The sequence below is a fragment of the Bacillus sp. LLTC93 genome (assembly GCF_002993125.1).
GTDB lineage: Bacteria > Bacillota > Bacilli > Bacillales > Bacillaceae > Bacillus > Bacillus zhangzhouensis.
On sequence record NZ_PVME01000004.1, the window covers coordinates 163,985 to 188,733 of the forward strand.

Sequence of the window (24,749 nt, forward strand, 5' to 3'; positions counted from 1 at the left end):
GGTATGGATGGAAATGCATTTCAGCACAAGCTGAAAGTCGTGCAGGCAGGTGGTCGGCCGATGGTTTGTACTCCATTAATAGGGCAAACAAAGGAAGAACTGCTTCATGAACTAGAGGTGTTAGCCGAGAAGAGACCAGATGTGATTGAGTGGCGGGCGGACTTTTTTACGAACCTCCATGATAAGGAACAAGTAATAGAGACCCTTCATTGGCTGAAAGACAAGGCACAGGGAATTCCAATTTTGTTCACCATTCGTTCTGAAAAGGAAGGTGGCGAAGCAATATCGCTTTCAACGGAAGAAAAGGTAACGCTGCTTGAAACGATATGTGCCACTCAGCTTGTGGAGGCCATTGATTATGAATTGATGCATGATGTGACATATATGCAGAAAGTCAGTCAAGCGGCCAAAAAGAATGGAGTGACCTTGATTGTCTCTTATCATGATTTTGACAGTACGCCTGAAATCACTCGTCTCGAGCAAATATTCGCTAATGCGGAATCGGTTGGCGCTGACATTGCGAAGATAGCTGTGATGCCGCATTCATATGAGGATGCATTAAAGCTGCTCTTTGCAACCAATAATGCCAAAAATCAATTGAAGGTGCCTCTCATCTCAATGGCAATGGGAGAGTATGGAACTTTTACAAGAATGATTGGAGGACTTTTTGGGTCAGTGATGACCTTTGCAGTGGGGAAGGAAAGCTCAGCCCCTGGTCAAGTCGCAATACAAGAGTTGAATACCGTTTTATCTGTTGTGTTTTCAAAGAATGAGTGAGTAGTAGAGTCATAGCGGCACCAAGAGAGGAGAGAAATATGAAAAAGAATATATCATCACAGGTCATTCAGTATTTAGAAAGCCGGGGAGTCGAGCATATTTTTGGCCTCTGTGGTCATACGAATATTGCTTTTCTATCAGCGCTTGAAAAAAGCAGTATCAAATTTGTGAATGTGAGACATGAACAGATTGCTGCACACGCGGCAGATGGATATGCAAGAGCGAAGAAACAGACATCTGTTGTTCTCAGTCATTTAGGACCGGGACTTACGAATGCGGCAACAGGAGTGGCGAATGCAGCACTTGATTCCATTCCAATGGTTGTTATTGCAGGAGATGTCCCAAGTCATTACTACGGAAAGCACCCACACCAAGAAATTAATCTTCATTCCGATGCTTCTCAATATGAAATTTATCGACCGTTTGTGAAAAGAGCATGGCGTGTCGACATTCCAGAGTTATTCCCAGAGATTTTGTCAAAAGCATTTCAGTTAGCCGAAAGCGGTCGTCCTGGACCAGTACTCATTTCAGTTCCGATGGATGTGTTTTCAAAGGATTTAGATGTATCTCTATTTAAACAGATTGAACATCATACACACACAATAGAGAAACCATCTATTGATGATCATACGGCAAATCGTATCATGGACCGATTACTGCAGGCTGAAAAACCACTTTTATATGTAGGAGGAGGCATTTTACTAGCCGATGCCGCAGAGGAATTAAAGGCATTCTCTGAGCATCTCAGTATCCCCGTTGCCCATTCCTTAATGGGGAAAGGAGCGATGCCGGATGATCACTCAATGACCCTTGGAATGACCGGATTTTGGGGCACAAAGTTCATCAACGATCAGTGTAAAGAGGCGGACTACATTGTCGCCTTAGGAACACGTTTTGCTGAAGCGGATGCAAGTTCTTGGGAATCGGAATATACATTTAACTTCTCAACAACCAAGCTGATCCATATCGACATTGACCCGAATGAAATTGGACGGAACTATCCAGTAGAAATTGGAGCTGTAGCTGATCTAAAGCAGGCGTTAACCGTGCTGAACCGTGTGGCGAGAGAAAGACTGCCAGAAGGTTTGGATCGACCTGAATTGAAAAAAGACATTGCTGCATATCGTGAGGAATTTCGCGAGAGCAATTTGACGAATATTCAAGATGAATCCTTCCCGATGAAGCCGCAGCGTATTTTGCAGGAAGTACGTGAAGTATTGCCTGCAGATGCTTTTATTACAACCGATGTTGGCTGGAATAAAAATGGAGTAGGACAGCAATTCCCTGTGTATACACCAGGTACAATATTAACACCAGGTGGGTTTGCGACGATGGGATTCGGAGCACCCGCAGCACTTGGAGCAAAGGTTGCACAGCCTGATCGTGTCGTTGTGTCACTTGTTGGAGATGGCGGGTTTGGTCAAAACCCATCTGTTCTGGCAACAGCCGTGGAAGAAAACATTCCTGTCGTGTGGATTGTGATGAATAACAGTGCGTTTGGGACGATTGCCGGCTTACAAATGGCACATTATGAGACGACGTATGGCACGGTTTTTAGAAAAGATGGTGAGAGCTATTCTCCTGACTTCGCCGCCATTGCTAGAGGTTATGGAATGAAAGGGATAAAAATCACCCGAGCTGCTGAATTCAAAGAGGCATTAGCCGAAGCGATCTCATCTCAAGAGCCGTGTGTGATAGATGTGGCAATGAAAAATGATCCTGTGCCTACCGATGGTCACTGGAATATTAATGATATTTATTCACCAAATACAAAACGCTCACATGTCAGTGTGAATTAAAAAATAGGAGGAATTATCAATGAAAATTAAAGTATTGAATCCGTTTAAAGATGGGCATCCATTATGGTTAGGTTTAGATCATCCTGAAGAGCAAATGGTTCGAAAAGTATTTCAAACCATTACACCAGATACGGTTGGATCGGAACATATGATGGCAGGTCTCACCATTTTTGAGCCGGGGGAAGCAAGCTCTGTTCACAATCACCCAGGTTCAGAGGAGTTTGATTATGTGATTAGGGGATCTGGCGAGGTCATTTGTGATGGAGAAAGACAGTCCTTTAAACAAAATGACTTTATGTTTATTCCAGATGGTGTCTCGCATCAGCATGTGAATACAGGGGATGAACCTTTATGGCTCATTTGGCTGTATACACCACAAGGACAGCTGCCAAAGGATTAAGAATCACCCCCTGTATACCTTGGGCAAAAAAGCTCAATTCAGGGAGTTTGAGGTCCCAATGAAAGAAGACAAAGGGCTAAAACGGGAATCATTTTAGCCCTTTATCACATGAATGAAAGGAAGTCTTGTAATGAATAAGAATACGCCGCTTGAAGGAATAAAAATATTAGATGTCTCTACGATGATAGCTGCACCCTATGGCGCAGTTCTTCTAGGGGATTTTGGTGCGGAAGTCATCAAAGTCGAAATTCCTGGTAAAGGGGATACGCTGCGGCATGTTGGTCCTTTTGCGGATGGTGAACCGCTAAGATGGTCAGGGCTCTCAAGGAACAAAAAATCCCTCACACTTGATCTTCACAAAGAAGAAGCGAAAGACATTTTTAAAAAGCTTGCAGGACAGGTCGATTTAATTATTGAGAATTTTCGTCCAGGAACACTTGAGAAATGGGACGTTGGCTACGATGTATTAAAGGAAATCAACCCTCGCTTAATTATGATTCGTGTATCTGGCTATGGGCAGACAGGTCCGTTTAAGGACAAGGCGGGGTTTGGAACCCCTGCGACGGCGTTTAGTGGCTTTACGTATCTTCAAGGGTTTCCAGATCGTCATCCAGTCAGTCCGTCCTTTTCACTGACAGATTATATTGCGGGCATCTATGTGGCGTTTGCTGCTGTGACAGCCATGTATTATCGGGACACACATCCAGAAGGTACGGGGCAAATGGTGGATCTAGCACTCTATGAATCTGTGTTTCGTATGCTGGAGTTTTTGGTTGCAGAATATGACAAGCTTGGTAAGGTACGCGAGCGTTCACCGGGGCTAAGCGGTCATTCGAGTCCTGCTGGCACTTACGAAACAAAGGATGGACATTATCTCGTCCTTGTGACGAGTACAGATTCGACCTTTAATCGATTGGCAGAGGCAATGAATCGATTAGATTTACTAGAAAACGAAAAATTCTCGGTGAATGCAGCTAGGCTGAAGCATAACGACGAAATGGATGCCATCGTCTCTCAGTGGATTGCATCCAAATCAAGGGATGAAGTATTGGACATTTTAGATACTCACGGCGTACCTGTGAGTCCAATCCTCAGCATTCGGGATATCTTTGAACACCCGCAATTCAAAGCACGAGAGAATATCGTCGAGGTTCATCATCCTCGTCTTGGAAAAGTGAAAGTCCCTGGCATCATTCCGAAGTTTGAAAAAACACCAGGGAGTATCCGCCATATTGCGCCTGATTTAGGTGAACATAATTATGAGATTTTAACGAACATGCTCGGACTGACAGAAGAAGAGTGCAAGCAGTTAGAAGACAAAGGGGTTATTTAAGGACGCTCAACCGACCCGCACGGTGCGGAAACAAAGGAGGATGGTTATGAAAGTGCATTCAGAACTGAAGGGGAATGAACTGCAGCCCACTTATATGAAACCAACGAAAGCCCGTTTTGGTATATTGATTCTGTTGTTTTTTATTACTGCCATTAATTATATTGATAGAGCCAGTGTGTCAATTGTTGCACCAGCTATTCAATCTTCCCTGCAATTAAATCCTGCATTATTAGGCCTGATTTTTTCGGCGTTTAGCTGGACGTATACAGCCATGCAAATACCAGGCGGATTTATTCTTGATAAATTCGGATCAAAGGTTACGTATGGTATTTCACTCATTACTTGGTCTATTTTCACTGGTTTACAGGCGTTCGCAAACAGCTTTGCTTTTTTATTCGGCTGCCGTTTGTTTATTGGAATTACAGAATCTCCAGCATTCCCTGCCAACAACCGCATTGTGACAACGTGGTTCCCTAGAAGAGAGCGGGCTTTTGCTACAGGCGTTTACACTGCTGGAGAATATGTTGGCCTAGCTTTTGCAACTCCTCTTCTTTTTTGGATCATGACCACTTTCGATTGGAGAACTGTATTTATCACTGCAGGTGCGCTCGGTATTATATTTGCTTTTTTTTGGTATAAGTTTTATCACGAACCGAAAGAACATCCGAAAGTCAATGAAGATGAGCTAGAGTTGATTCGTCAAGGGGAAGGGCTGACAGTGGCCTCGCAGGAGAAATTGAAATGGGCAGACTTTGCCGCCCTTTTAAAATATCGCAAATTGATTGGGCTCTATATTGGTCAATTTTCTGTGGCGTCCACACTCTTTTTCTTTTTAACATGGTTTCCTACTTATTTAGCTGAGGCGAAAAATATGGCGTTTCTAAAGGTAGGTTTTGCAGCTTCTCTTCCATACATTGCGGCATTCTTTGGAGTGCTGATTGGCGGTTATGTGTCCGATTGGCTGCTCAAAAAGGGTGTGTCTGTCAATGTGGCAAGGAAGCTGCCTGTCGTTGTTGGTTTGCTCCTGACAAGTACCATCGTGTTGGCGAATTTCACGACAAGTATTCCGCTTGTACTGACCATTTTGTCCATTGCTTCCTTCGCACAAGGGCTGTCAAATATCTCATGGACCATGCTGTCTGAGGTAGCGCCGAAAGAGATGGTAGGCCTTGCTGGCGGCGTGTTTAACTTTTTTGCTAATTTATCTGGGATCATCACACCGCTGATCATCGGTGTGATCGTATCCGTGACAGGCTCGTATAACGGAGGTATTTTATTTGTCAGCCTTGTCGCATTAGGTGGGGCGTTATCCTACATATTCATCGTAGGTAAAATTGAACGCATCCAATTAAAACCATAGAGTGAAAGAGAGCTCATCTTAGTGATGAGCTCTCAGCGTATAGACAAATCCTCACATTCGTTGTCAGGTCTGCTCTCCGGTACTCGCCCTACCTAGACGTCAAGGGTTTTCATATCACGCTTAAAAAAAGAAGACAAAGGGCTAAAATAAAGATCATTTTAGCCCTTTGTCAACAATCTGGGAGCTCATCCCAAGATGATGAGCTCTTTTTATTATGAATAAAAGATGACGGTGATAACCGTTGCACATATGATTCCCATACTGATGTAAAAGCCAGCAAACCAAATATTCCAGCGAGTGATACGGTAAGGATTGACCTTCATCAAATCTGCTAATAGTGAGACGGAAACATTAAATGGACTAAACATGACAGTCGATGTTCCAGCTGTAATGAGCATGATCGCTATTGGAAGTGCAGGCAGCTCATGAATGACAGGCGTCAACATGCTCACTAACAGAGCAAGCGAGACAAGTGGATGGAAGCCGCAAAGAGCAGTGATCAGAAAATACAAGCCAATGACACAATAAACCCATATCGCATGGTCTGATATACTGACAATAAATGTTTGAACAGGCTTTAGACTGTTAGTAACGAGCAGCATATCGACAAAGAAACCGGCACTTAAAAATAGACACATATAATTGGAGAGTTGACTCGTGCGCTCCTTCCAATGAGGAACCGACACAGCGACATATTGTTTTCGTTTTTTAATGGTAGACGAGAATAGTAGAGCAAATGGAATAATCGCTAACACAACGGCGAATAAATAACCTTTCCCAACCCATACATCAACTAGCGAGACAACTGTGATAAAACTCAGTAGCATAAAAGCAAGCTGAAGAGTTTTTCGCTTAATTCTCTTCGGATTGGTGCTTGTATTCTCTAACTCGATGATATCTGGTAATCGCTTGCTCTGGCGAGAAAATAGGATCCAATCCGTCATCAATACAATCAGCATTAAACAAAAGGTAACAGGTGCAATTTGATAATATTTCAGCTTGGTTGCATCAATGGTCACACTCACCAGCACTTCAACAGGGCTCCAGCTTAGGCAAAGCGCATAGGACCTTAAGAGATTGCGCGTATAGAGCCGCTGTCTGTCATGTTCTTTAAGGGAGTCCAGTGAAGGTTTTAAAGATGTATATAGTAAGGGAATGGTGGCGATATTTAAAAACATTCCAAGGACATGCGTCACAAATGAGCTCTTTCGATAAAGCTGTTTTGTATTAGTAGTATGTAAGGTGAGCAGCTTATTTAATTGTGTATCAAAGTGTCCAACATGTATGAGAGAATGAATAAAAGGCAGCATGAAAAACAGAGCTAGTAAGCCAAGCATGGAATGAAAATGGAGAAAAAAAGTGTGCAAAGGCTGACCAGACAAAAAGAATAACATCAAACCAACTGAGAGAAAAACAACGCCTGTTTTCAAATAAAGCCCATTGGCCTTCTTGAGAGAGATGGTAAGCGAAGCGACAGCTAGTAAACCAACAAAATAGGAGAGAATGGGAGCAGGAAATAGTTGATTGACGATGTAAAAACTAATCAGAAGCGTATAAATCATCACGTACATCAGAACATCTCCTCCGACAAACAACATTGATTATTTTGATTCCGTCTAATGGAATTTGTTTTCTTCTAATGGAACATTTAAAATGGATTATAGCAAAGTTGGCTGTTCATGTCGATAAGAAATCAAAGGGAAAAGGAGAAAGTGAACATGGCTGATAAAAAGTCAAAAGAAGAATCGGGTCTGCGTACCGTTCAGCGGGCTTTGGATATTCTTTATTGTTTTAGCGAAGAACGGCAAGAGTTGACGCTAACGGACATTTCAAAGGAAATGAATTTAGCAATGTCCACCACGACGAGACTGCTCAAGGCACTTGAAATGAATCATTTTGTGGAGAAGAATCAAGATACACTCAAATATCGACTCGGTCAAAGGCTTTATCTGCTCGGTTACATTGCTGGGAAATCCATCAAATTGAGGGAACTGGCAAAGCCGCTTATGTACAACCTTCGTGATGAAACAAAGGAAACCGTCAATCTGTATGTGCTAGATCATACAAGCCGGGTTTGTATTGAACAAGCTGAAGGACTTCAATCTATTCGACATCTTGTCAAGATCGGTGAGAAGCTGCCATTATATGCAGGGGCTGGGGGAAAGGTTTTACTTGCCTTCCAAAACGAAGAATTTCAACAAAAAGTATTCATGTCTGAGGCTGAAAACGTGAAGAAAGATGACTGGCAAAAGGAATGTGCACATATTCTTAAGACGTATACTGCTTGCAGTATTGATGAACGGGAAGTCGGATCTGCGGCAGTGGCAGCGCCGATCTTTAACATTCATGGCGAGGTACAGGCATGTTTATCCATATCTGGTCCAACTCATAGATTTACTGAAGAAGTCATTCCTCAGTTGCAGCAAAAAGTGAAGGAGCACGCACAAAAGCTCTCCGAACAGCTCGGTTACGTCGTCAAACACAATTTTTAAGAATGCCTATCTTTTCGCAGCCCATTTATCATATAATAGAAACATTATGTAGCATTCCTTGTCGTAAGGAGGACGTGTCACGAACATGAAAAACAATAGAGAGATTCCTGTGAGACAGCGAAATATTGTCCTTATTGGCTTTATGGGCGTTGGTAAAACAACCATTGGGCAGCTCGTCGCCAAAAAGTTATATAGAGATTTTATTGATGTGGATCAGGAGATTGAGAAAAAGTACAACATGACGATTCCAGAAATGTTTCAGCAAAAAGGAGAAGATTTCTTCAGGCAGGCTGAAAAGGATTATATCGTCGATTTATGTGAACATACACAGCTGAAGATCGTGTCTCTTGGAGGCGGTGCGTTCAAACAGGAAGAAATCAAACGCGCCTGCTTGAAGCATTGTACGGTTCTGTTCCTCGATCTGTCTTGGGAAAATTGGAAACAGCGGCTTGATATTTTAATCGAAAACCGCCCTGTTCTCCATAACCGAACGATTGATGAAATGAAAGAGCTGTTTGAAGAACGCCGGGAAATTTATGCCCTTCATAACTCAAGAGTCGAAACAGATCATCTAGAGGCTGAGGAAGTTGCCAATTATATTGTGGACACACTCAAGCTTGGCTGGGATTTATACTCGAAATAAAAAGTCTACCGTTTAGGGTAGACTTTTTTTCTATTAGATCATGAGTGGTGTTAAACAAACGTTTAATCACTCCTTGATGACTATCTCAGGAAACCGATAAAATAGAATTTGGCATGATGTACAATGAAATTGATGATGACTTAGAAAGAAAACCCGTTTTAGATCACGAGGCAGAAGAGATTGAAAAACGCATTTTGATTCTTCCATGTTTGATGACAGATGAGAAAAAGAAGAGAAAAGTTGCCTTTTCAGAAATGAAGGGGCTTTTTTCTGTAGATATGATTATGTTTTAACAATAAAAATGTTTTTATCCATTATTCGGAAGATAACCTTTTGAAAAAAGCAGTGATCATATTCCAACCAGCTAATGATGATGAGGTTTTTTTGTTGATGTGATAAACGAAATATATGCCTAATTTCTTTTTTTAGAAAAATAAAATAGTATCTAAATTCCACTAATAGTTTTTTGAATTATTTTAATTTTATAAAAAATATTGTTGACATCTTCAACAATAACATTCTATGATTATTAACGTAAACGCTTACCGTAAACGTTTACTTAAATTAGGCGAGGAGGAATTTGTTTATGAAACAGAAAGAAAAATGGAGTGGTGTATTCCCGGCTGTATTGATCCCTTTTAAAGAAGATTATTCAATTGATGAACCTGCATTTCGTGAGCTTGTCCGTTGGGTAGCAGGACACGAAGGCATTAATGGGATTGTTGTAAATGGACATACTGGAGAAATTATGACATTACTTCCTCATGAACGAGCTGAGGCTGTGCGTATCGCAGCTGACGAATTAAAAGGGGAAATTCCTGTCATCTCTGGTGTTTCTGCTGAAGGGACAATTGAAGCGATTCAACATGCAAAAGCTGTTGAAGAGGCTGGAGGAGAAGGTATACTTCTCATGCCGCCACATTCATGGCTTAGATTCGGTATGCAACCTGAGTCACCTGTTCAATTCTTTAGAGACGTTGCAGAAGCGATTGGTATTTCAATCATCGTACATCAATATCCAACATGGACAAAAACCTCTTATACAACCAGTCAATTACTAGAAATGTCAGAAATTCCAAATGTCGTATCATTTAAAATCGGTCAAAGAGATATGGCTCAGTACGAAGTGGACGTTCGGGCATTGAAAAAGCATGCGCCCGATGTATCATTGCTTACGTGCCACGATGAATATTTATTGCCTACGTTAATTCAAGGTATTGATGGAGCGCTCGTTGGTTTTGGTTGTTTTGTGCCTGATTTAATTGCTGAACTTGTCAAATGTGTAAAAGAACAAGATCTAGTAGCCGCTAATAAAGTATACGATAGAATATTTGAACTAAAGCATGCTGTATATAAAATGGATGAACCTTCATCTACGTCTCATTTGCGGATGAAAGAAGCTATGTTCCAGCGAGGCTTGATAAGTAGTTCACTAGCTAGAAAGCCAGTATTACCTCTCACTAATGAGGAGAAAGATGAGATTCGCCAAGGCTTACAAAGAGTGGGTTTGCTCAAGGAAAATATTATTAAATAAAAACAAGTAAAGAGTGAATCCATTGATTTCATGATGAAGGTGAGTCAGGTTATAATAAAGAATAAAACAACAGACTCCCGGAGGTATGAAATGTGGCAGTAAGTATTAAAGATGTAGCGTTAAAAGCAGGTGTATCCATAGCCTCTGTTTCTCGAGTGTTGAGTGGTAAACCTGGAGTAGGTGCAAAAACGGCTGAAAGAATAAGGCAAGTTATCGATGAATTAGGCTATCGTCCTAATTTAGGAGCGAGAGGACTCGTCAAACGCAAAACTGGGAATATCGCTGTAGTGGTTCCTCGTGGTTCATATATTTTGAATAATCCGTTTTTTTCAACGATTTTAGATGGTATAGCGAAAGAAATAGATCAAACGGAATTCAATTTGTTGATGTCATTTACGTCTGTACAACAACAGCGGTTGCTTGAAACGCAGGCTGTTGATGGAGCTATTCTATTTTCACCGAGAAATGAAGAATTAAGCATGGATTGGCTAAAAAGTTTAGCAATTCCTATTATTGTAGTCGGAAGTTACCTGGAGGATTCTCCATTCCCATGTGTGAGACCAGATGATGAAGAAGGGGTACGTCAATCAGTGACAGCCTTATTTAATAAAGGCCATCGAACCATTGGGCTTGTCAATGGTCCAATGAGTTCGATGCATAGTGTTAGGTATTACAAAGGATATGAAAGCACACTTAAATATTTAGGAATACCATTTTCTAAGGAACTTGTATTTGAGTTGGATGAATTTGATGGGGGAAAAGTAGTAGAAGTGGTTTCTGAATTCTTAAAAGGAAACCAACACATGACTGGAGTTGTTTGCTCTTCGGATTTTTTGGCGATGGGGGTCATGAAAGCTGCAGATAACGCAAATGTGTCGATACCTCATGATTTGTCTGTCGTTGGTGCCGATGATGTGCCTATTTCAAGTTTTCTTACTCCTTCTTTATCTTCTGTTCATGTAGATTTAATTGGGATGGGGAGAAAAGCAGTATCTATACTGACACAGTTGTTGGAAGAGAAGGAGTTAGAGAAGAAGGAATACATCTTTCCTATGCACTATGTAGATCGAGGCACTACAGGTACGCCAAAAATGAAAAGATAAATGCTGAAAACTCAAATGATCACCTCTAAAGTTTACTTTACAATTTAATGTAAGCGTTTTCTTGGAGGCGTGCTTCAGTATGTACTTTTGCATCATTTCCTCTATATTAAGGAGGAGATAAAATGACATCAGAATTCAATGAAAATATCGTATCTCAAGATAGAGAAGCTGGTGATAGAGCGTCACAATTATTGACTAGGATGGAGAGTGTTCCTTTTTCTCGATGGCATTTAAAGCCTCGTATCATTATGGGATCTGCCACTTTTTTTGATGCTTTTGATGCCCTGTCTTTAGCGTTTGTTCTCCCGGTTCTGATCGGACTATGGAATCTATCACCTGCTCAAATTGGTCTTCTTATTGGAGCTGGTTATATAGGACAAGCGATTGGTGCCATTTTCTTTGGGTGGTTAGCTGAAAAGTATGGTCGAGTATTTAGTGCAAAGTGGACGGTATTCCTCATGTCAATCATGAGTATCGCCTGCGTTTTTTCTGGGAATTTTATGGCTCTTTTTATTTTTCGTTTTATACAAGGGATTGGGGTAGGAGGAGAAGTACCCGTGGCAGCATCATATATCAATGAGTTGTCTCGGGCGCAAGGAAGAGGTAGATTCTTTATGCTTTATGAGATGATTTTTCCATTAGGATTAATGATCTCAGCTCAAATTGGCGCATTTATCGTGCCTAGCTTTGGGTGGAAATGGATGTTTTTAATTGGAGGCATTGGAGGATTAATCGTTTTTGTATTTTTTTTCATGCTGCGTGAATCCCCACGTTGGCTTATATCAAAAGGTAGGTTAGATGACGCAGAAAGAATTATTGAAGAAATTGAAGCAAGTACCGATAAACGAGTGCCTGTTCAGATGAAAGTATCTAGTAGTAATGCAAAAGGTGACTGGAAAGAACTATTTTCAACTTTTTACCGTAGGCGAACATTGATCGTATGGGGATTATGGTTTTCTGCCTACTTTGTGTCAAATGGTTTAAATAACTGGTTGCCGAGTCTTTATAATACAGTGTATCATTTGCCAGTTGAGGACTCGCTTAGAGCTGCATCGATAACAAACATTTTACAAACAATTGGGGTATTTGCATGTGCATTTTTAATCGATAAGGTGGGACGAAAGCGTTGGGCAACCATTGCTTTTATGATAACAGGTGCTTTATTAACTGCTTTATGGATTAACGGAGCAAGTTCCCCAGAAAGTGTTATTTTTTTAGGCTCTGCTGCGTACGGTATGATGGGGACAATTACAGTTCTTCTATATTTATATACACCTGAAATTTATCCAACACGTATGAGGGTTATTGGAACAGCATTTGCAACAGCTTGGCTAAGATTAGCTTCAGCGATAGCTCCAATTATGATTGGTTTTATTTTAGAGGTGAGTGGTGTTTCAACCATTTTCATTCTCTTTGCAAGTGTTACCGTGATTGGGGCGATCCTTGCTTTTAAAATGATAGAAACGCGAGAGAAAGTATTAGAGGACATTGCACCGTAATTCATGCATGTGATAAAAGCCGAGGCTTGATTGAAGTGTGTCGTGAAATATATGCCCTTCATAAAGGACTAATTATATTGTGGACACGGCTGAGATTTATACTCAAATAAAAAGTCTACCGTCAATGGTAGACTTTTTTCTATATAGAAAAGGGTTAAACAAACGTTTAATTAAACACGAAGATTTCGTTTTTTAATATAAGTCCAGACGCTGATCTGTCATGACAGGAATTTGTTGTCTCACTTCATCCACTAGCTCAAGCTCAATTTCTGCATAATAAATGTCTTCGTCATGGCTTGTTTCAAGCAGGATACGGCCGAGTGGGTCAATCACCATGGAATGTCCAGGGAATTCAGTGTCCCTGCTTGTGCCCGTCCTGTTGACAGCAATCATAAATGATTGGTTTTCGATCGCTCTTGCGATGAGCAGGCTGCGCCAATGGTCCACTCTTGCTGACGGCCATTGGGCGGTATTGACGAGCACTTTCGCACCTTTGTTCACAAGTGTTCTGGAAAGCTGCGGGAAGCGGAGATCATAGCAGATCATTGCGCCGATCTTCACATCTTCACCATAGTCAAATAAACCAAGCTGATCACCAGCGGTTAAATAGTTGTGCTCATCCATTAAGCGGAATAAATGAATTTTATTATAATCTAATACAAGCTCACCTTGACGGTTAAACACATACATTGTGTTAGTGGTGTCTTTATTTTCTGTACGCTTATTCAATATACTTCCTGCGATGAGATACACTTGGTGTTTGCGGGCAAAGGAAGAGAAGAGCTGTTTTGTACGTTCTCCGTTTACATCGGCAAGCTGATCTGCCTGTTCTAGCGCATATCCGGTATTCCACATTTCGGGTAAAATGATCAGGTCAGGCTGCTCGCGGACCGCTTTTTCTAAAAACGCTTCTGCTTTTTGAAAGTTCACTTTAGGTTCTCCAATTTGTACATCCATTTGGATAAGGGCGATTTTCATAGGGGTTCCTCCTTTTTTCGCTATATGTCATGTGAAAATTCATGAACGATCGATCATCTTCATGAATATATGTATAGAATGATTCTGCCTGAGAACATCTAGTCTTCATGGCCAGTTTCTTTATCATAAAGGTTTCCATCATCTTTGCCAATAGAAATGTCAGAAGGTTTTGTTAAATGACTTTCTCAATCGAGAAATGAGTGTTATGATACATATAACTAATAAAACAAAGGGGAATAGTAGGTTATGCAATTGTTCGATTTATCACTAGAAGAGCTAAAAGAATATAAACCAAAGAAAACAGCACGTCCTGATTTCTCAGACTTTTGGAAGGCATCGCTCGAAGAACTGCGTCAAGTGGAGGCAGATTCAGCGCTTGAACCTTATGACTATCCAGTGAAAGGGGTCAAGGTGTACCGCCTGACGTATCAAAGCTTTGGACATTCTCGAATTGAAGGATGGTACGCCGTACCAGATCAATCAGGTCCGCATCCAGCGCTCGTTCGTTTTCATGGCTATAATGCCAGCTATGATGGCGGCATTCACGACATCGTCAACTGGGCGCTGCATGGCTATGCAACATTTGGTATGCTCGTCCGCGGTCAAGGCGGCAGTGAAGATCAGGCAGTGACACCAGGCGGTCACGCTTTGGGATGGATGACAAAAGGCATTTTATCCAAGGAGACTTACTATTATCGCGGCGTTTATTTAGATGCCGTTCGTGCACTCGAAGTGGTTCAATCCTTCCCCGAAGTAGATGAACACCGAATCGGCGTGATTGGAGGAAGTCAGGGAGGTGCATTAGCGGTAGCCGCTGCAGCTCTTTCAGACATTCCGAAGGTCGTAGCAGCAGATTATCCTTACTTATCAAACTTCGAGCGTGCAGTGGATGTGGCATTGGAGCAGCCTTATTTAGAAATCAATTCGTACTTTCGGAGAAATAGTGATCCGGAAGCGGAGGAAAAGGCATTTGAGACATTAAGCTATTTTGATTTAATCAATTTAGCTGGATGGGTGAAACAGCCAACATTGATGGCGATCGGTCTGATTGACAAAATAACCCCGCCATCTACTGTGTTTGCGGCATACAACCATTTAGAAACAGATAAAGACTTGAAGGTGTATCGCTATTTTGGGCACGAATATATCCCGGCTTTTCAAACAGAGAAGCTCGCCTTCTTACAAAAGCATTTGCTCAAATAAAAGAAAAAAGAGGCCGCTCTAGGAGGGCCTCTTTTTTAATAACTCGTATTCTGTCTCGTTTTTTCATCAGGCACTAACGCCGTGATAATGAGGGCAAGAGCTGTGATGATATGAAGGATGAATCCGAGTATCGGAATCCAGGCGAGGCATGATGTGACAATTCCGATGATACTTCCAATCATTGGTCCTTGGTCTCGCCTCGATAAGACGAGTGTGATAATATGCAGAATAAGCATGACCATGAGCGGTGAATAACCATTGCTGATAACAAATAATCCTCCAATTACAGGGATAGCCAGACAGGCTTCAAAAATCCCGGTGATCCATTTCATGATGCGAGATATAGACATGAGATCCAACTCCTTTTTCTTATATGTCTTATTCGTATTTTCCCTAAACATGAAGAAGTCATGCAGAATTCTATAGAAAGAGTTGATGGATGATGAGAGAGAGAATCAAGGAAGAGCTGAAAATCATTGAAGAAACATATGACGTAAAGATTTGCCTCGCGGTCGAATCAGGCAGCCGGGCATGGGGATTCCCCTCGACTGATAGTGATTATGATGTTCGTTTTTTATATGTTCCTCGAAAAGAATGGTATTGGGCGATGGAAGAGCATCGTGATGTCATTGAACGGCCGATTGATGACATGCTTGATATAAGCGGCTGGGAGCTTAGAAAGGCACTTCGTTTATTCAATAAATCGAATCCGTCCATCATGGAATGGCTGTCTTCTGACATCATCTATGCTGAATTCTTCTCGTTGGCAAAGCAGCTAAGAGACTTAAAGGATCAAGCCTTTTATCCTGCAGCTTTGATGTATCACTATCTCAATATGGCGAAGCGGAATGAGAGTCAATATTTACGAGGAGAGCAAGTCCGAATCAAGAAGTATTTTTATGTACTTCGTCCGCTGCTTGCCTGTCAGTGGATTGAACGCTACCGGACGGTTCCGCCGATGGATTTTCATGAATTGTTGAAAGAGCTTGTGGAGGATGGACCGCTTTTAACTGAAATTCATGAGCTGCTCAAACGCAAAATGGACGGGGTAGAGATGGATGTAGAGAACCGTCTTGCGCATGTCCATCCATTTATCGACAAAGGGCTGGCTCACTTTCATGAATTGGTGAAAAGCTACAATCAGCCGAAAGACAATCTAACTGAAGAATTAAATGAGCTACTGCAGTCTACCCTTGATGAGGTATGGGCGTAAGTGATCAAGAGCCAGCCGATTAGCGGCTGGCTCTTTTTGATCTCTTATTGTGATAAAACCACAAAAAAAGTCAGAATTTTTGTCATCTTCAAATATTGTAGCGGACAGCTCATGAGCCTTACAATAAAGACATAGCTTACAAAGAGTGGGAGGTGCCCTTTATGGAGTCGGTCACAAGAAATTTCTTCTTGTTTTTGTCAAAGAGCAGTCTCTTGAACCATATTGCTCGTAATTGGGGAAGTGCTGTTGCATCTAAGAAAATCATCGGAGGGAAGGATTTTGAGAGTGCCATCCCTGTCATCAAACGATTAAATGAACAAGGAATGGCCGTGACAGTTGATCACCTTGGTGAGTTTGTCACAAAGGCAGAGATTGCAAATGAGCGGACGACTGAGTGTATTCAAACCATTCAGCGGATTGCAGAGGCCAAGCTCAATTCCCACGTGTCACTCAAAATGACATCACTTGGCTTGGATATTGACGATGACCTTGTGTATCGCAATATGAAAAGCATTTTAGATACGGCAGAGAAACACCGTATCATGGTAACAATCGATATGGAGGATGAACAGCGCTGTCAAAAAACGCTGGACATATTTAAAGAGATGAAATCTCAATATGAGTATGTCAGTACGGTCTTGCAGGCGTATTTGTACAGAACAGAAAAGGATCTTGATGACCTAAATGAGTTACAACCATTTTTAAGACTTGTAAAGGGTGCCTATAAGGAATCCGCCGATGTGGCGTATCCAAACAAAAAAGACGTCGATCAGAATTATCAGAAGCTGATCGAAAAGCAATTACTCACAGGGAACTATACAGCCATTGCGACACACGACGATCAAATGATCGAGTTCACGAAACATATTGTGAAAAAACACAACATACAGACAAGTCAATTCGAATTTCAAATGCTGTATGGCATGAGATCAGAAACGCAGCAGGCGCTTGTGAAAGAAGGCTATCAAATGAGGGTCTATACCCCGTATGGACGAGAGTGGTATGGCTACTACATGAGACGTCTTGCAGAACGGCCGGCAAACATTGCCTTTGCTTTAAAAGGGATGACGAGAAAATAATTTGAAACGGGAGCGTGACAAAAATGACAACACCTTACAAGCATGAACCATTCACGGATTTTAGCCAGGAAGAAAACCGCAAAGCGTTTGAACAAGCATTAGCCAAAGTAACAGAATCTCTTGGTCAAACCTATCCGCTTGTGATTAATGGAGAAAGAATCGAAACGAAAGACCAGATTGTTTCAATCAATCCAGCGAAAAAGGATGAAGTCGTTGGAACCGTATCAAAGGCTGGAAAGGAAGAGGCAGAACAAGCAGTTCAAGCTGCGGCGAAAGCATTCGAAACATGGCGCTACACGTCTCCAGAAGAAAGAGCCGGCGTATTATTCCGTGCTGCGGCAAGCATTCGCCGTAAAAAGCATGAGTATTCAGCCCTTCTTGTAAAAGAAGCAGGTAAGCCTTGGAATGAAGCAGATGCAGATACAGCGGAAGCGATCGACTTCCTAGAGTATTACGCCCGTCAAATGCTGGAGCTGGCGAAAGGAAAGCCAGTAAACAGCCGCGAAGGAGAACGCAATCAATACGTGTACACACCAACTGGCGTGACGCTCGTTATTCCGCCGTGGAATTTCTTGTTTGCGATCATGGCAGGAACAACAGTAGCTCCGATCGTCACAGGAAATACTGTTGTCTTAAAGCCAGCAAGTGCGACGCCTGTCATTGCAGCTCGTTTTGTGGAGGAGCTTGAGCAAGCAGGTCTGCCAAAAGGTGTTGTCAACTTTGTACCAGGCAGCGGTGCAGAGGTGGGAGATTACTTAGTGGATCATCCGAAAACAAGCCTCATTACATTCACTGGTTCAAGAGAGGTAGGGACACGTATCTTTGAACGTGCGGCAAAAGTACAGCCAGGACAGCAGCATTTAAAACGTGTCATTGCTGAAATGGGCGGTAAGGATACAGTTGTTGTAGATGAGGATGCAGATGTTGAACTAGCAGCTAACGCCATTTTTACATCAGCCTTCGGTTTTTCAGGACAGAAATGTTCGGCTGGATCTCGCGCTGTCGTCCACAAGAAGCTGTATGATCAAGTGATCGAGCGAGTGAAGGAAATCACAGAAACGAAAACAACAGCCAATCCTCTATCTGCTGATGTCTACATGGGACCTGTCATTGATCAGGCTTCCTTTGACAAGATTACGGACTATATCGAGGTTGGCAAGCAGGAAGGACGCCTAGTTACTGGCGGAACGAGCGATGATTCGGAAGGATACTTCATCCACCCAACCATTTTTGCAGATCTTGAGCCAACGTCCCGCTTGATGCAAGAAGAAATCTTTGGACCAGTCTTGGCCTTCTCGAAAGTCTCTAGCTTTGATGAGGCACTTGAAGTAGCCAATAACACAGAATACGGATTAACAGGTGCTGTCATTACCAATAATCGTGATCACATCAACCGTGCGAAGCAGGAGTTCCACGTGGGGAACCTCTACTTTAATCGTAACTGTACAGGAGCCATCGTAGGATACCACCCATTCGGCGGCTTCAAAATGTCAGGGACAGATTCAAAAGCAGGCGGTCCAGATTACCTAGCACTGCATATGCAGGCAAAAACGATTAGTGAAATGTTTTAATATGGAAAAGCATGAACCTGTGCAGGCAGGTTCATGCTTTTTTTGCCTGTCTGCGACTTGTTTCTATACAAATCTGACTGGAAAGCAGTATGATAAATGTATCACTTATTCAGGGAGCAATCGGGATGGAAGAGATATTAGAAAAGCTTCATACATTTTTTGATGTCGATAAATTAATAGCATTTATTAGCGGTTATTTAAAAAAACCAGTCATTTTAGAAAGCACAGAGTGTCAGCTACTTGCTTATAATTCTTACAGCATTCAGCAGTTTGACCCAGTGAATCAGCAAACGATTTTCTCAAAGGAATGCCCGGGGTCTGTGGTCGATTGGTTAAAAAAAACAGGGGTGATCGAGCGGCTTCTCGCAGATTCTAACCCTTTTTATGTGAGTGGTCATGAGGAGCTTGGTTTTAATCGCCGGGTGGCTGTGAGCGCAAAGCATAAACAAGAGGTTGTGGGCTTTATTTGGGTGCAGGACATTGAGGATTCCCTCTCCCAGGAGGAGCTGCAATTTTTGCATGAAGCTTCCTTTCAGGTTGGAAAAGTTATTTATAAAAATAAAAAACAGCTGGAGAAAAAGGAAGGCAAAATTGAGGAATTTTTCAAAAAGGTCATGGATGATCATTTTTATACAGAAGAAGAGCTGAAATGGGAGGCTGAGAACTTAAGCATTCCCCTCCCGGCTGTCTTTACCGTCATGGTTGTTCACGCTGCCGATAACAAAAGTGAAACGGCGGAAGATGTAAAGGATGTCATTAGAACATATTTGCAGCTAGAGGATAAGGTGAACCATGTCTATTCTGTTCAAGCAGACATCGTCGTCATATTAGGCAGTCTATCAGACCGGCACTCACCGAAAGCGACCGCCGCGGATGTTATCGCTCATCTGCAATCGAAAACGCATTCACATCCATCCCCTTTGTATATTGGGATGGGAAGAGAGTATCGCGATGTGATGAAAATGAGTACAAGTCGATTTGAAGCGATAGAGGTAGTGAAGGCTGTGAAAATTGTCGGGAGACAGGAACTGATTCCCTATGATTACGAGAAGCTGGGGGTCTTCCGTTTCTTAGACTCGATTTACAGCCATCAAAAAAAGAAAAACGACTTCAATCCAGATTTGTTACGTTTGAAGGAAAAAGACCGCGATAGCCAAACCTCTTTTTTAAAAACCCTTGAGGTCTACTTATTGAATAATTGCAAGTTAAAGCCAGCTGCGGAGCAGTTGTTTATTCATCAAAATACATTAAACTATCGAATGAAACAAATCTTTGATATGACCTCGATTGATTTGAGTCATTTTAGTCAGCGATGTGAGTTATTTATTGAATTGATGCTGATGAAAAAAGATCAATAATCATGGAAGCCGCAGGTGCACAGGGAGACCTGCGGATTTTCATGCGAAAATGGCATACAACTGCTGCGTTTCGTTGTATGATAGATAAAGATTTTATGAGAAAAGCGAAAGGGGGGCCACCCTTTGGGATCAATCACCTTGGCCATTTTAATTTTCATCATGACCCTCGTCCTTGTCATTTGGCAGCCAGGACGTTTAACCATTGGATGGTCAGCATGTGGCGGAGCCATTCTGGCTCTTGCCTTTGGTGTCGTTCATCTGAGCGATGTATGGGAAGTCACGCAAATTGTATGGAACGCCACCTTTGCATTTATTGGCATTATTATCATTTCGTTAATTTTAGATGAGATCGGGTTTTTTGAATGGGCTGCACTGCATATGGCAAAAGCCGCAAGAGGGAATGGTTTCCGCATGTTTATTTATTTAACATTGCTTGGCGCTGTGGTGGCAGCTTTTTTTGCCAACGATGGAGCGGCGCTTATTTTAACCCCTATTGTCTTATCTGTGGTGAGAGCGTTGAAGCTGGATGAGCGTATGGTACTGCCATTTGTGATGGCAAGCGGCTTTATTGCAGATACCACCTCCTTGCCATTTGTCATTAGCAACCTCGTCAATATCGTATCAGCCGACTATTTTCATATTGGCTTTCTCGAATATACAGCGAACATGTTTGTGCCAAACCTTGTGTCGCTTGGAGCGAGCATGCTTGTTCTTTATGTGTTTTATAGAAAGCTTATCCCAAAAACATACGATCTGTCACAGGCGAAGGAACCAGCATCTGCGATTCGAGATGTTCGCATGTTCCGCTTGTCTTGGTATGTGCTCGGCTGTCTGCTTGTTGGTTATTTTGCCGGGGAACTGATTGGGATTCCCGTGTCAATCATTGTAGGAGGCATTGCCCTTGCTTTCTTGTGGCTGGCGAAAAGAAGTCCGCAAGTGGCGACAAAACGAGTGATCAAAGAAGCACCGTGGTCCATTGTATTTTTCTCTATCGGCATGTATGTCGTCGTATATGGACTGAAGAATGTCGGTCTTACAGAGATATTGGCCGCTTGGATTGAACAAGGGGCATCGCATGGTTTGCTTGCAGGAACGATGTTTATGGGAGTGCTTGCCGCAGTGCTATCTTCTGTGATGAACAACCTTCCAACCGTTTTAATTGATGCGATTGCCATTGGTCACACAGATACAGCAGGCGTCATGAGAGACGGACTGATTTATGCCAATGTCATCGGCTCAAACCTTGGTCCAAAAATGACCCCAATCGGCTCATTGGCGACATTGCTGTGGCTTCATGTCTTGAAGAAAAAAGGCGTCCATATCTCTTGGGGCGCATATATGAAAGCTGGAATCATTCTGACCATCCCAACATTGATCCTTACTTTATTGGGGCTATATGTGTGGTTATGGCTGATCCATTAAAGAGAAGGTGCAGATCTTATCTACGCTGAATATAAAAAAAGAGCAGATCGATTGGATCTGCTCTTTTTTGTTACAGATATGTCGCATAGCGTTTTTCCAAATGGTCTTGTAGCAATGAGACCACACTGCAAATACCCCAGTAAATCATTGCGACCAAAATATACATGGTCATATAATCGAATTCTCGTCCGCCAACAATTTTTGCTTGCTGGAAAAGCTCTGGCACAGTAATCATAGCTGCCAGTGAGGAGGCTTTGATCAAGTCGAGCATGACATTGGTCAATGGTGGCAGTGCAATGCGAACGGATTGAGGCAAAATGACCCCACGCATGGTTTGCCAATAGCTGAGACCTAGTGATTTAGCAGCTTCCACCTGACCACTAGGAACAGAGGAGAGGGCCGCTCGGTTGATTTCTGCAATATAAGCAGCACTATTGAAGGTGAACCCAATAATGGCAGCAGTGACAGCTGTAAACTCAATGCCGATATAAGGGAATCCGAAATAAAGAATAAACAAAATCACCAGAATGGGAACGCCTCGCATGAATGAGATATACAGCCGTGCAGGCAGCTGAAGAACCCACGTGTTCGCCATTCTGGCAAGGGCAATAAAAAAGCCAAGAATCGTGCCAAAAAACATGCTCACAAAGGATATGAGCAGCGTCAGCCAAATGCCTTTCATGACAAACGGAAACGACGCCTTTGCCAGTGCAGGATTAAATATATATTCTAAATGAATATCTCCCACGATTGTGGCTCCTTATTTGGAAATGTCGACATCTTCGACATCAGCATCAATTTTCTTTGAGACGTCTGCATGATTAAAGAATTTCTCAGAAATCTTTTTCATGGTTCCGTCTTTTTTCATGTCGTTTATTACACGATTCAATTCTTTTTGAAGCTCTGTGTTGTCTTTCTTCATCACAAAACCTTGTTCATTCGGCATGTATTTCAAGTCAGGGTGTATCGTAATATTTAATTTAGGAAATGCAGCAAGAGCAAGTGTTTGCAAGTAATAATCATTTAAAATGACATCTGTTCGGCCGTTTGCGACATCCTTTAAGTATTGCTCGTTTGTGGCATTATCATAAATGACTTCTTTTGCACCGTACTTACGGGCGACATCCATGTAAATGGTCGTTGCAGCACCTGCTGCTTTCTTGCCTTTTAAATCTTTTAAAGTTTTAATGCCAGACAAATCATCTTTCCGTACGATAGCCGTTCCGTAGGAATATTTATAAGGAGTTGAAAATGCAAACTTATCCTTCCGGTCATCTGTGATGTCGATGTCGTTTGCAGCGGCATCCACTTGACCAGAATTAATGGCGCTCAGCATCCCATCATAGCCCATTTCTTTAAATTCCACTTTCACGTCAAGGCGTTTAAAAGCTTCTTTGACGACTTCAACTTCATAGCCAGTCAACTGATCCTTGCCGTTAGATGTATCATGGTAAGACGTAGGATAAAGGGTGCCTGAAGTAGCAACCACGATTTTCCCTTTCTTTTGAATCTGATCCCACTTTGATTCTCCAGACTGAGATGAGCCTGATTGACTGCAAGCAGACATGACAAGCATGAAAGCAGACACAACAAGCATCGCCCATATAGATTTTCTATGATAAAAACGACTCATTTAAGAATCCTCCTCTATTTTTTATACAAAACAAAACATAGCACGCTTTTTCTGTTAGGACAACGTTTTCAGACGAAAAGCGAAAAAGTAAGAATATTATGTGCAATTTGACGTGTGAAAGAATGTATAAAAAAGGAAAGGGCGTACAAAATAAATTCGAATAAAGGAGGGAACAAAAGATATGAAAAAAATAAGTGGCTTGATCTTATTAACAATGATGCTGTTATTTGGTTTTCATATGGAAACGGCCCATGGAGAAACACCACAAATGGAAAAGCGTCCAGTGACGCATCAAGTAAAATTAACGACAGAACAACAAAAACAAATCGAAGTGCTGGAGCAGCAAATTCTTTCTAAACGAAAAGAAGTCATTGAGAAATACGTTCAGTATGGTGTGTTAACAAAGGAACAAGGCACACACATCACGAAACGAATGGATGAACATTACAATCACTTAAAAAATAACGGATTTGTTCCACTACTGAAAAAACCTCAGCACCATCGACCATAATGATGAAACCGGCAGAGAGGTGCCGGTTTTATCTTGTTTATCGATCCTATCTGAAGGTGAGAGTCTCACCGTCTTTAGGGACAAAAATAGCTTGATCTGCATGATGCTCTTGAATGTAAGCTTCCAATGTAGCTCTTGTTAACAAGCAATGATTCACAGCCTCAAGATGACAAGCGATTATTTGAGCATTTGGTTGAGAGCGGTGAATGTCTAAAATCTCTTCCTTGGTCATTGTAATCGGATCGCCTTCTAAAAATTGAGCAGCCCCACTATTGACCACAATGACATCTGGCTTACATGTATTCACAACCTCTTTCGGCTCATCACACCAAACGGTATCACCCGCAATATAAAGAGTAGGTTCATCAGGGTGAGAGAAAACAAAACCGCTGACCTGTCCCATCCGTTTTGCGGTTTCTCCTGTTCCATGCTGCCCGCCTGTACGTCTAATATGAACACCGCAAATATCCATTTCAACTTCAATGCATGTGACATGCTGGAAGCCAGCTTCTTTGACTTCTTTTCGATCCTTTTCCGATTGAGTATAAATTGGTTGATCTTGAGCTAATGCCCTTTTCGCCTCATCGTCAAAGTGATCAACGTGTAAATGAGTGAGCAGGACAGCATCCGGCTGTAACATCTTGTCTAAATCAATGTTTACAGGCAGATCGACAATGGGGTTGTTCAAATGTTGATTCGCTGTATGAGGGAACGGTGGATATGTTCCTTTTTCTGCTAAAAAGGGATCGATTAAGAAAGTTGACTGACCATAGTGAAGGTATAAAGTAGCATTGCGAATGAGTGTTATTTTCATCAAAAAGGCCTCCTTTTTTTCTGATTA

24 protein-coding genes are annotated in these 24,749 nt (G+C 42.0%); 18 read left to right on the top strand and 6 right to left on the bottom strand.

The window, feature by feature from the left end:
* The first annotated feature begins 3 nt into the window (after positions 1–3).
* The 5 genes from aroD (at position 4) to C6W18_RS14655 (ending at position 5,669) form a co-directional block, all read left to right on the top strand.
* On the top strand, positions 4–777 hold the full coding sequence (gene aroD, locus C6W18_RS14635; protein WP_105928021.1) for a type I 3-dehydroquinate dehydratase: 774 nt from the start codon (positions 4–6) through the stop codon (positions 775–777).
* Between the two features lie 38 nt (positions 778–815).
* Complete coding sequence (locus C6W18_RS14640) at positions 816–2,576, top strand: thiamine pyrophosphate-binding protein (protein WP_034320662.1); 1,761 nt, start codon at positions 816–818, stop codon at positions 2,574–2,576.
* 19 nt (positions 2,577–2,595) lie between these two features.
* Positions 2,596–2,976 carry a cupin domain-containing protein gene (locus C6W18_RS14645; protein ID WP_034320665.1) on the top strand — a complete coding sequence of 127 codons (381 nt, stop codon included), beginning with the start codon at positions 2,596–2,598 and terminating at the stop codon, positions 2,974–2,976.
* Between the two features lie 130 nt (positions 2,977–3,106).
* On the top strand, positions 3,107–4,309 hold the full coding sequence (locus C6W18_RS14650; RefSeq protein WP_105928022.1) for a CaiB/BaiF CoA transferase family protein: 1,203 nt from the start codon (positions 3,107–3,109) through the stop codon (positions 4,307–4,309).
* 46 nt (positions 4,310–4,355) lie between these two features.
* Positions 4,356–5,669 (top strand): MFS transporter, encoded by a 1,314-nt coding sequence (locus tag C6W18_RS14655; protein ID WP_105928023.1) that lies wholly within the window; start codon positions 4,356–4,358, stop codon positions 5,667–5,669.
* 212 nt (positions 5,670–5,881) lie between these two features.
* Here C6W18_RS14655 and C6W18_RS14660 read toward each other — a convergent pair whose 3' ends face one another.
* On the bottom strand, positions 5,882–7,240 hold the full coding sequence (locus C6W18_RS14660) for a hypothetical protein (RefSeq protein ID WP_223251720.1): 1,359 nt from the start codon (positions 7,238–7,240) through the stop codon (positions 5,882–5,884).
* Positions 7,241–7,387: 147 nt separating this feature from the next.
* Here C6W18_RS14660 and C6W18_RS14665 point away from each other — a divergent pair, with 147 nt between their 5' ends.
* The 6 genes from C6W18_RS14665 to C6W18_RS14690 all read left to right on the top strand — a co-directional run bounded on the left by C6W18_RS14665 (position 7,388) and on the right by C6W18_RS14690 (position 12,940).
* Positions 7,388–8,161, top strand: a complete 774-nt coding sequence (locus C6W18_RS14665; protein ID WP_105928024.1) for an IclR family transcriptional regulator — start codon at positions 7,388–7,390, stop codon at positions 8,159–8,161.
* Positions 8,162–8,246: 85 nt separating this feature from the next.
* Positions 8,247–8,804 carry a shikimate kinase gene (locus tag C6W18_RS14670; RefSeq protein ID WP_105928025.1) on the top strand — a complete coding sequence of 186 codons (558 nt, stop codon included), beginning with the start codon at positions 8,247–8,249 and terminating at the stop codon, positions 8,802–8,804.
* Between the two features lie 116 nt (positions 8,805–8,920).
* A complete protein-coding gene (locus C6W18_RS20110) occupies positions 8,921–9,097 on the top strand; it encodes a hypothetical protein (protein ID WP_223251721.1) in 177 nt (58 codons plus the stop codon).
* Positions 9,098–9,390: 293 nt separating this feature from the next.
* On the top strand, positions 9,391–10,338 hold the full coding sequence (locus C6W18_RS14680; protein ID WP_105928027.1) for a dihydrodipicolinate synthase family protein: 948 nt from the start codon (positions 9,391–9,393) through the stop codon (positions 10,336–10,338).
* Positions 10,339–10,430: 92 nt separating this feature from the next.
* Positions 10,431–11,441: a LacI family DNA-binding transcriptional regulator gene (locus C6W18_RS14685; protein WP_034320685.1), complete on the top strand. Its 1,011-nt coding sequence runs from the start codon at positions 10,431–10,433 to the stop codon at positions 11,439–11,441.
* 122 nt (positions 11,442–11,563) lie between these two features.
* Positions 11,564–12,940, top strand: coding sequence for an MFS transporter (locus C6W18_RS14690; protein ID WP_034320688.1), 1,377 nt, complete (start codon positions 11,564–11,566; stop codon positions 12,938–12,940).
* A 192-nt stretch (positions 12,941–13,132) separates the two neighbouring features.
* Here C6W18_RS14690 and C6W18_RS14695 read toward each other — a convergent pair whose 3' ends face one another.
* On the bottom strand, positions 13,133–13,918 hold the full coding sequence (locus C6W18_RS14695; RefSeq protein WP_105928028.1) for a carbon-nitrogen family hydrolase: 786 nt from the start codon (positions 13,916–13,918) through the stop codon (positions 13,133–13,135).
* Between the two features lie 246 nt (positions 13,919–14,164).
* On the opposite strand from C6W18_RS14695, the gene C6W18_RS14700 reads away from it, so the two are divergent.
* On the top strand, positions 14,165–15,121 hold the full coding sequence (locus tag C6W18_RS14700) for an acetylxylan esterase (RefSeq protein ID WP_105928029.1): 957 nt from the start codon (positions 14,165–14,167) through the stop codon (positions 15,119–15,121).
* Positions 15,122–15,156: 35 nt separating this feature from the next.
* On the opposite strand, the gene C6W18_RS14705 is transcribed toward C6W18_RS14700, so the two are convergent.
* Complete coding sequence (locus C6W18_RS14705; RefSeq protein WP_044140457.1) at positions 15,157–15,471, bottom strand: hypothetical protein; 315 nt, start codon at positions 15,469–15,471, stop codon at positions 15,157–15,159.
* Positions 15,472–15,563: 92 nt separating this feature from the next.
* Between C6W18_RS14705 and C6W18_RS14710 the strand changes: the two genes are divergently transcribed.
* The 5 genes from C6W18_RS14710 to C6W18_RS14730 all read left to right on the top strand — a co-directional run bounded on the left by C6W18_RS14710 (position 15,564) and on the right by C6W18_RS14730 (position 21,764).
* Positions 15,564–16,334, top strand: coding sequence for a nucleotidyltransferase domain-containing protein (locus tag C6W18_RS14710; protein WP_105928121.1), 771 nt, complete (start codon positions 15,564–15,566; stop codon positions 16,332–16,334).
* 161 nt (positions 16,335–16,495) lie between these two features.
* Positions 16,496–17,413, top strand: coding sequence for a proline dehydrogenase family protein (locus C6W18_RS14715; protein ID WP_105928030.1), 918 nt, complete (start codon positions 16,496–16,498; stop codon positions 17,411–17,413).
* 23 nt (positions 17,414–17,436) lie between these two features.
* Entirely contained in the window at positions 17,437–18,984 is a 1,548-nt protein-coding gene (gene pruA / locus C6W18_RS14720; protein ID WP_105928031.1) for an L-glutamate gamma-semialdehyde dehydrogenase, read from the top strand.
* Positions 18,985–19,109: 125 nt separating this feature from the next.
* Positions 19,110–20,342 (top strand): PucR family transcriptional regulator, encoded by a 1,233-nt coding sequence (locus tag C6W18_RS14725; protein WP_105928032.1) that lies wholly within the window; start codon positions 19,110–19,112, stop codon positions 20,340–20,342.
* Between the two features lie 123 nt (positions 20,343–20,465).
* Entirely contained in the window at positions 20,466–21,764 is a 1,299-nt protein-coding gene (locus C6W18_RS14730) for an arsenic transporter (RefSeq protein WP_105928033.1), read from the top strand.
* A 70-nt stretch (positions 21,765–21,834) separates the two neighbouring features.
* On the opposite strand, the gene C6W18_RS14735 is transcribed toward C6W18_RS14730, so the two are convergent.
* A complete protein-coding gene (locus C6W18_RS14735) occupies positions 21,835–22,512 on the bottom strand; it encodes an amino acid ABC transporter permease (protein WP_105928034.1) in 678 nt (225 codons plus the stop codon).
* A gap of 12 nt (positions 22,513–22,524) precedes the next feature.
* The gene (locus C6W18_RS14740) at positions 22,525–23,397 is read right to left on the bottom strand and encodes a transporter substrate-binding domain-containing protein (protein ID WP_034320714.1); all 873 of its coding nucleotides are present in this window, start codon (positions 23,395–23,397) and stop codon (positions 22,525–22,527) included.
* A 181-nt stretch (positions 23,398–23,578) separates the two neighbouring features.
* Between C6W18_RS14740 and C6W18_RS14745 the strand changes: the two genes are divergently transcribed.
* The gene (locus C6W18_RS14745; protein WP_105928035.1) at positions 23,579–23,908 is read left to right on the top strand and encodes a YckD family protein; all 330 of its coding nucleotides are present in this window, start codon (positions 23,579–23,581) and stop codon (positions 23,906–23,908) included.
* Positions 23,909–23,954: 46 nt separating this feature from the next.
* Here C6W18_RS14745 and C6W18_RS14750 read toward each other — a convergent pair whose 3' ends face one another.
* Positions 23,955–24,722: an MBL fold metallo-hydrolase gene (locus tag C6W18_RS14750; protein WP_105928036.1), complete on the bottom strand. Its 768-nt coding sequence runs from the start codon at positions 24,720–24,722 to the stop codon at positions 23,955–23,957.
* Between the last annotated feature and the right edge of the window lie 27 nt (positions 24,723–24,749).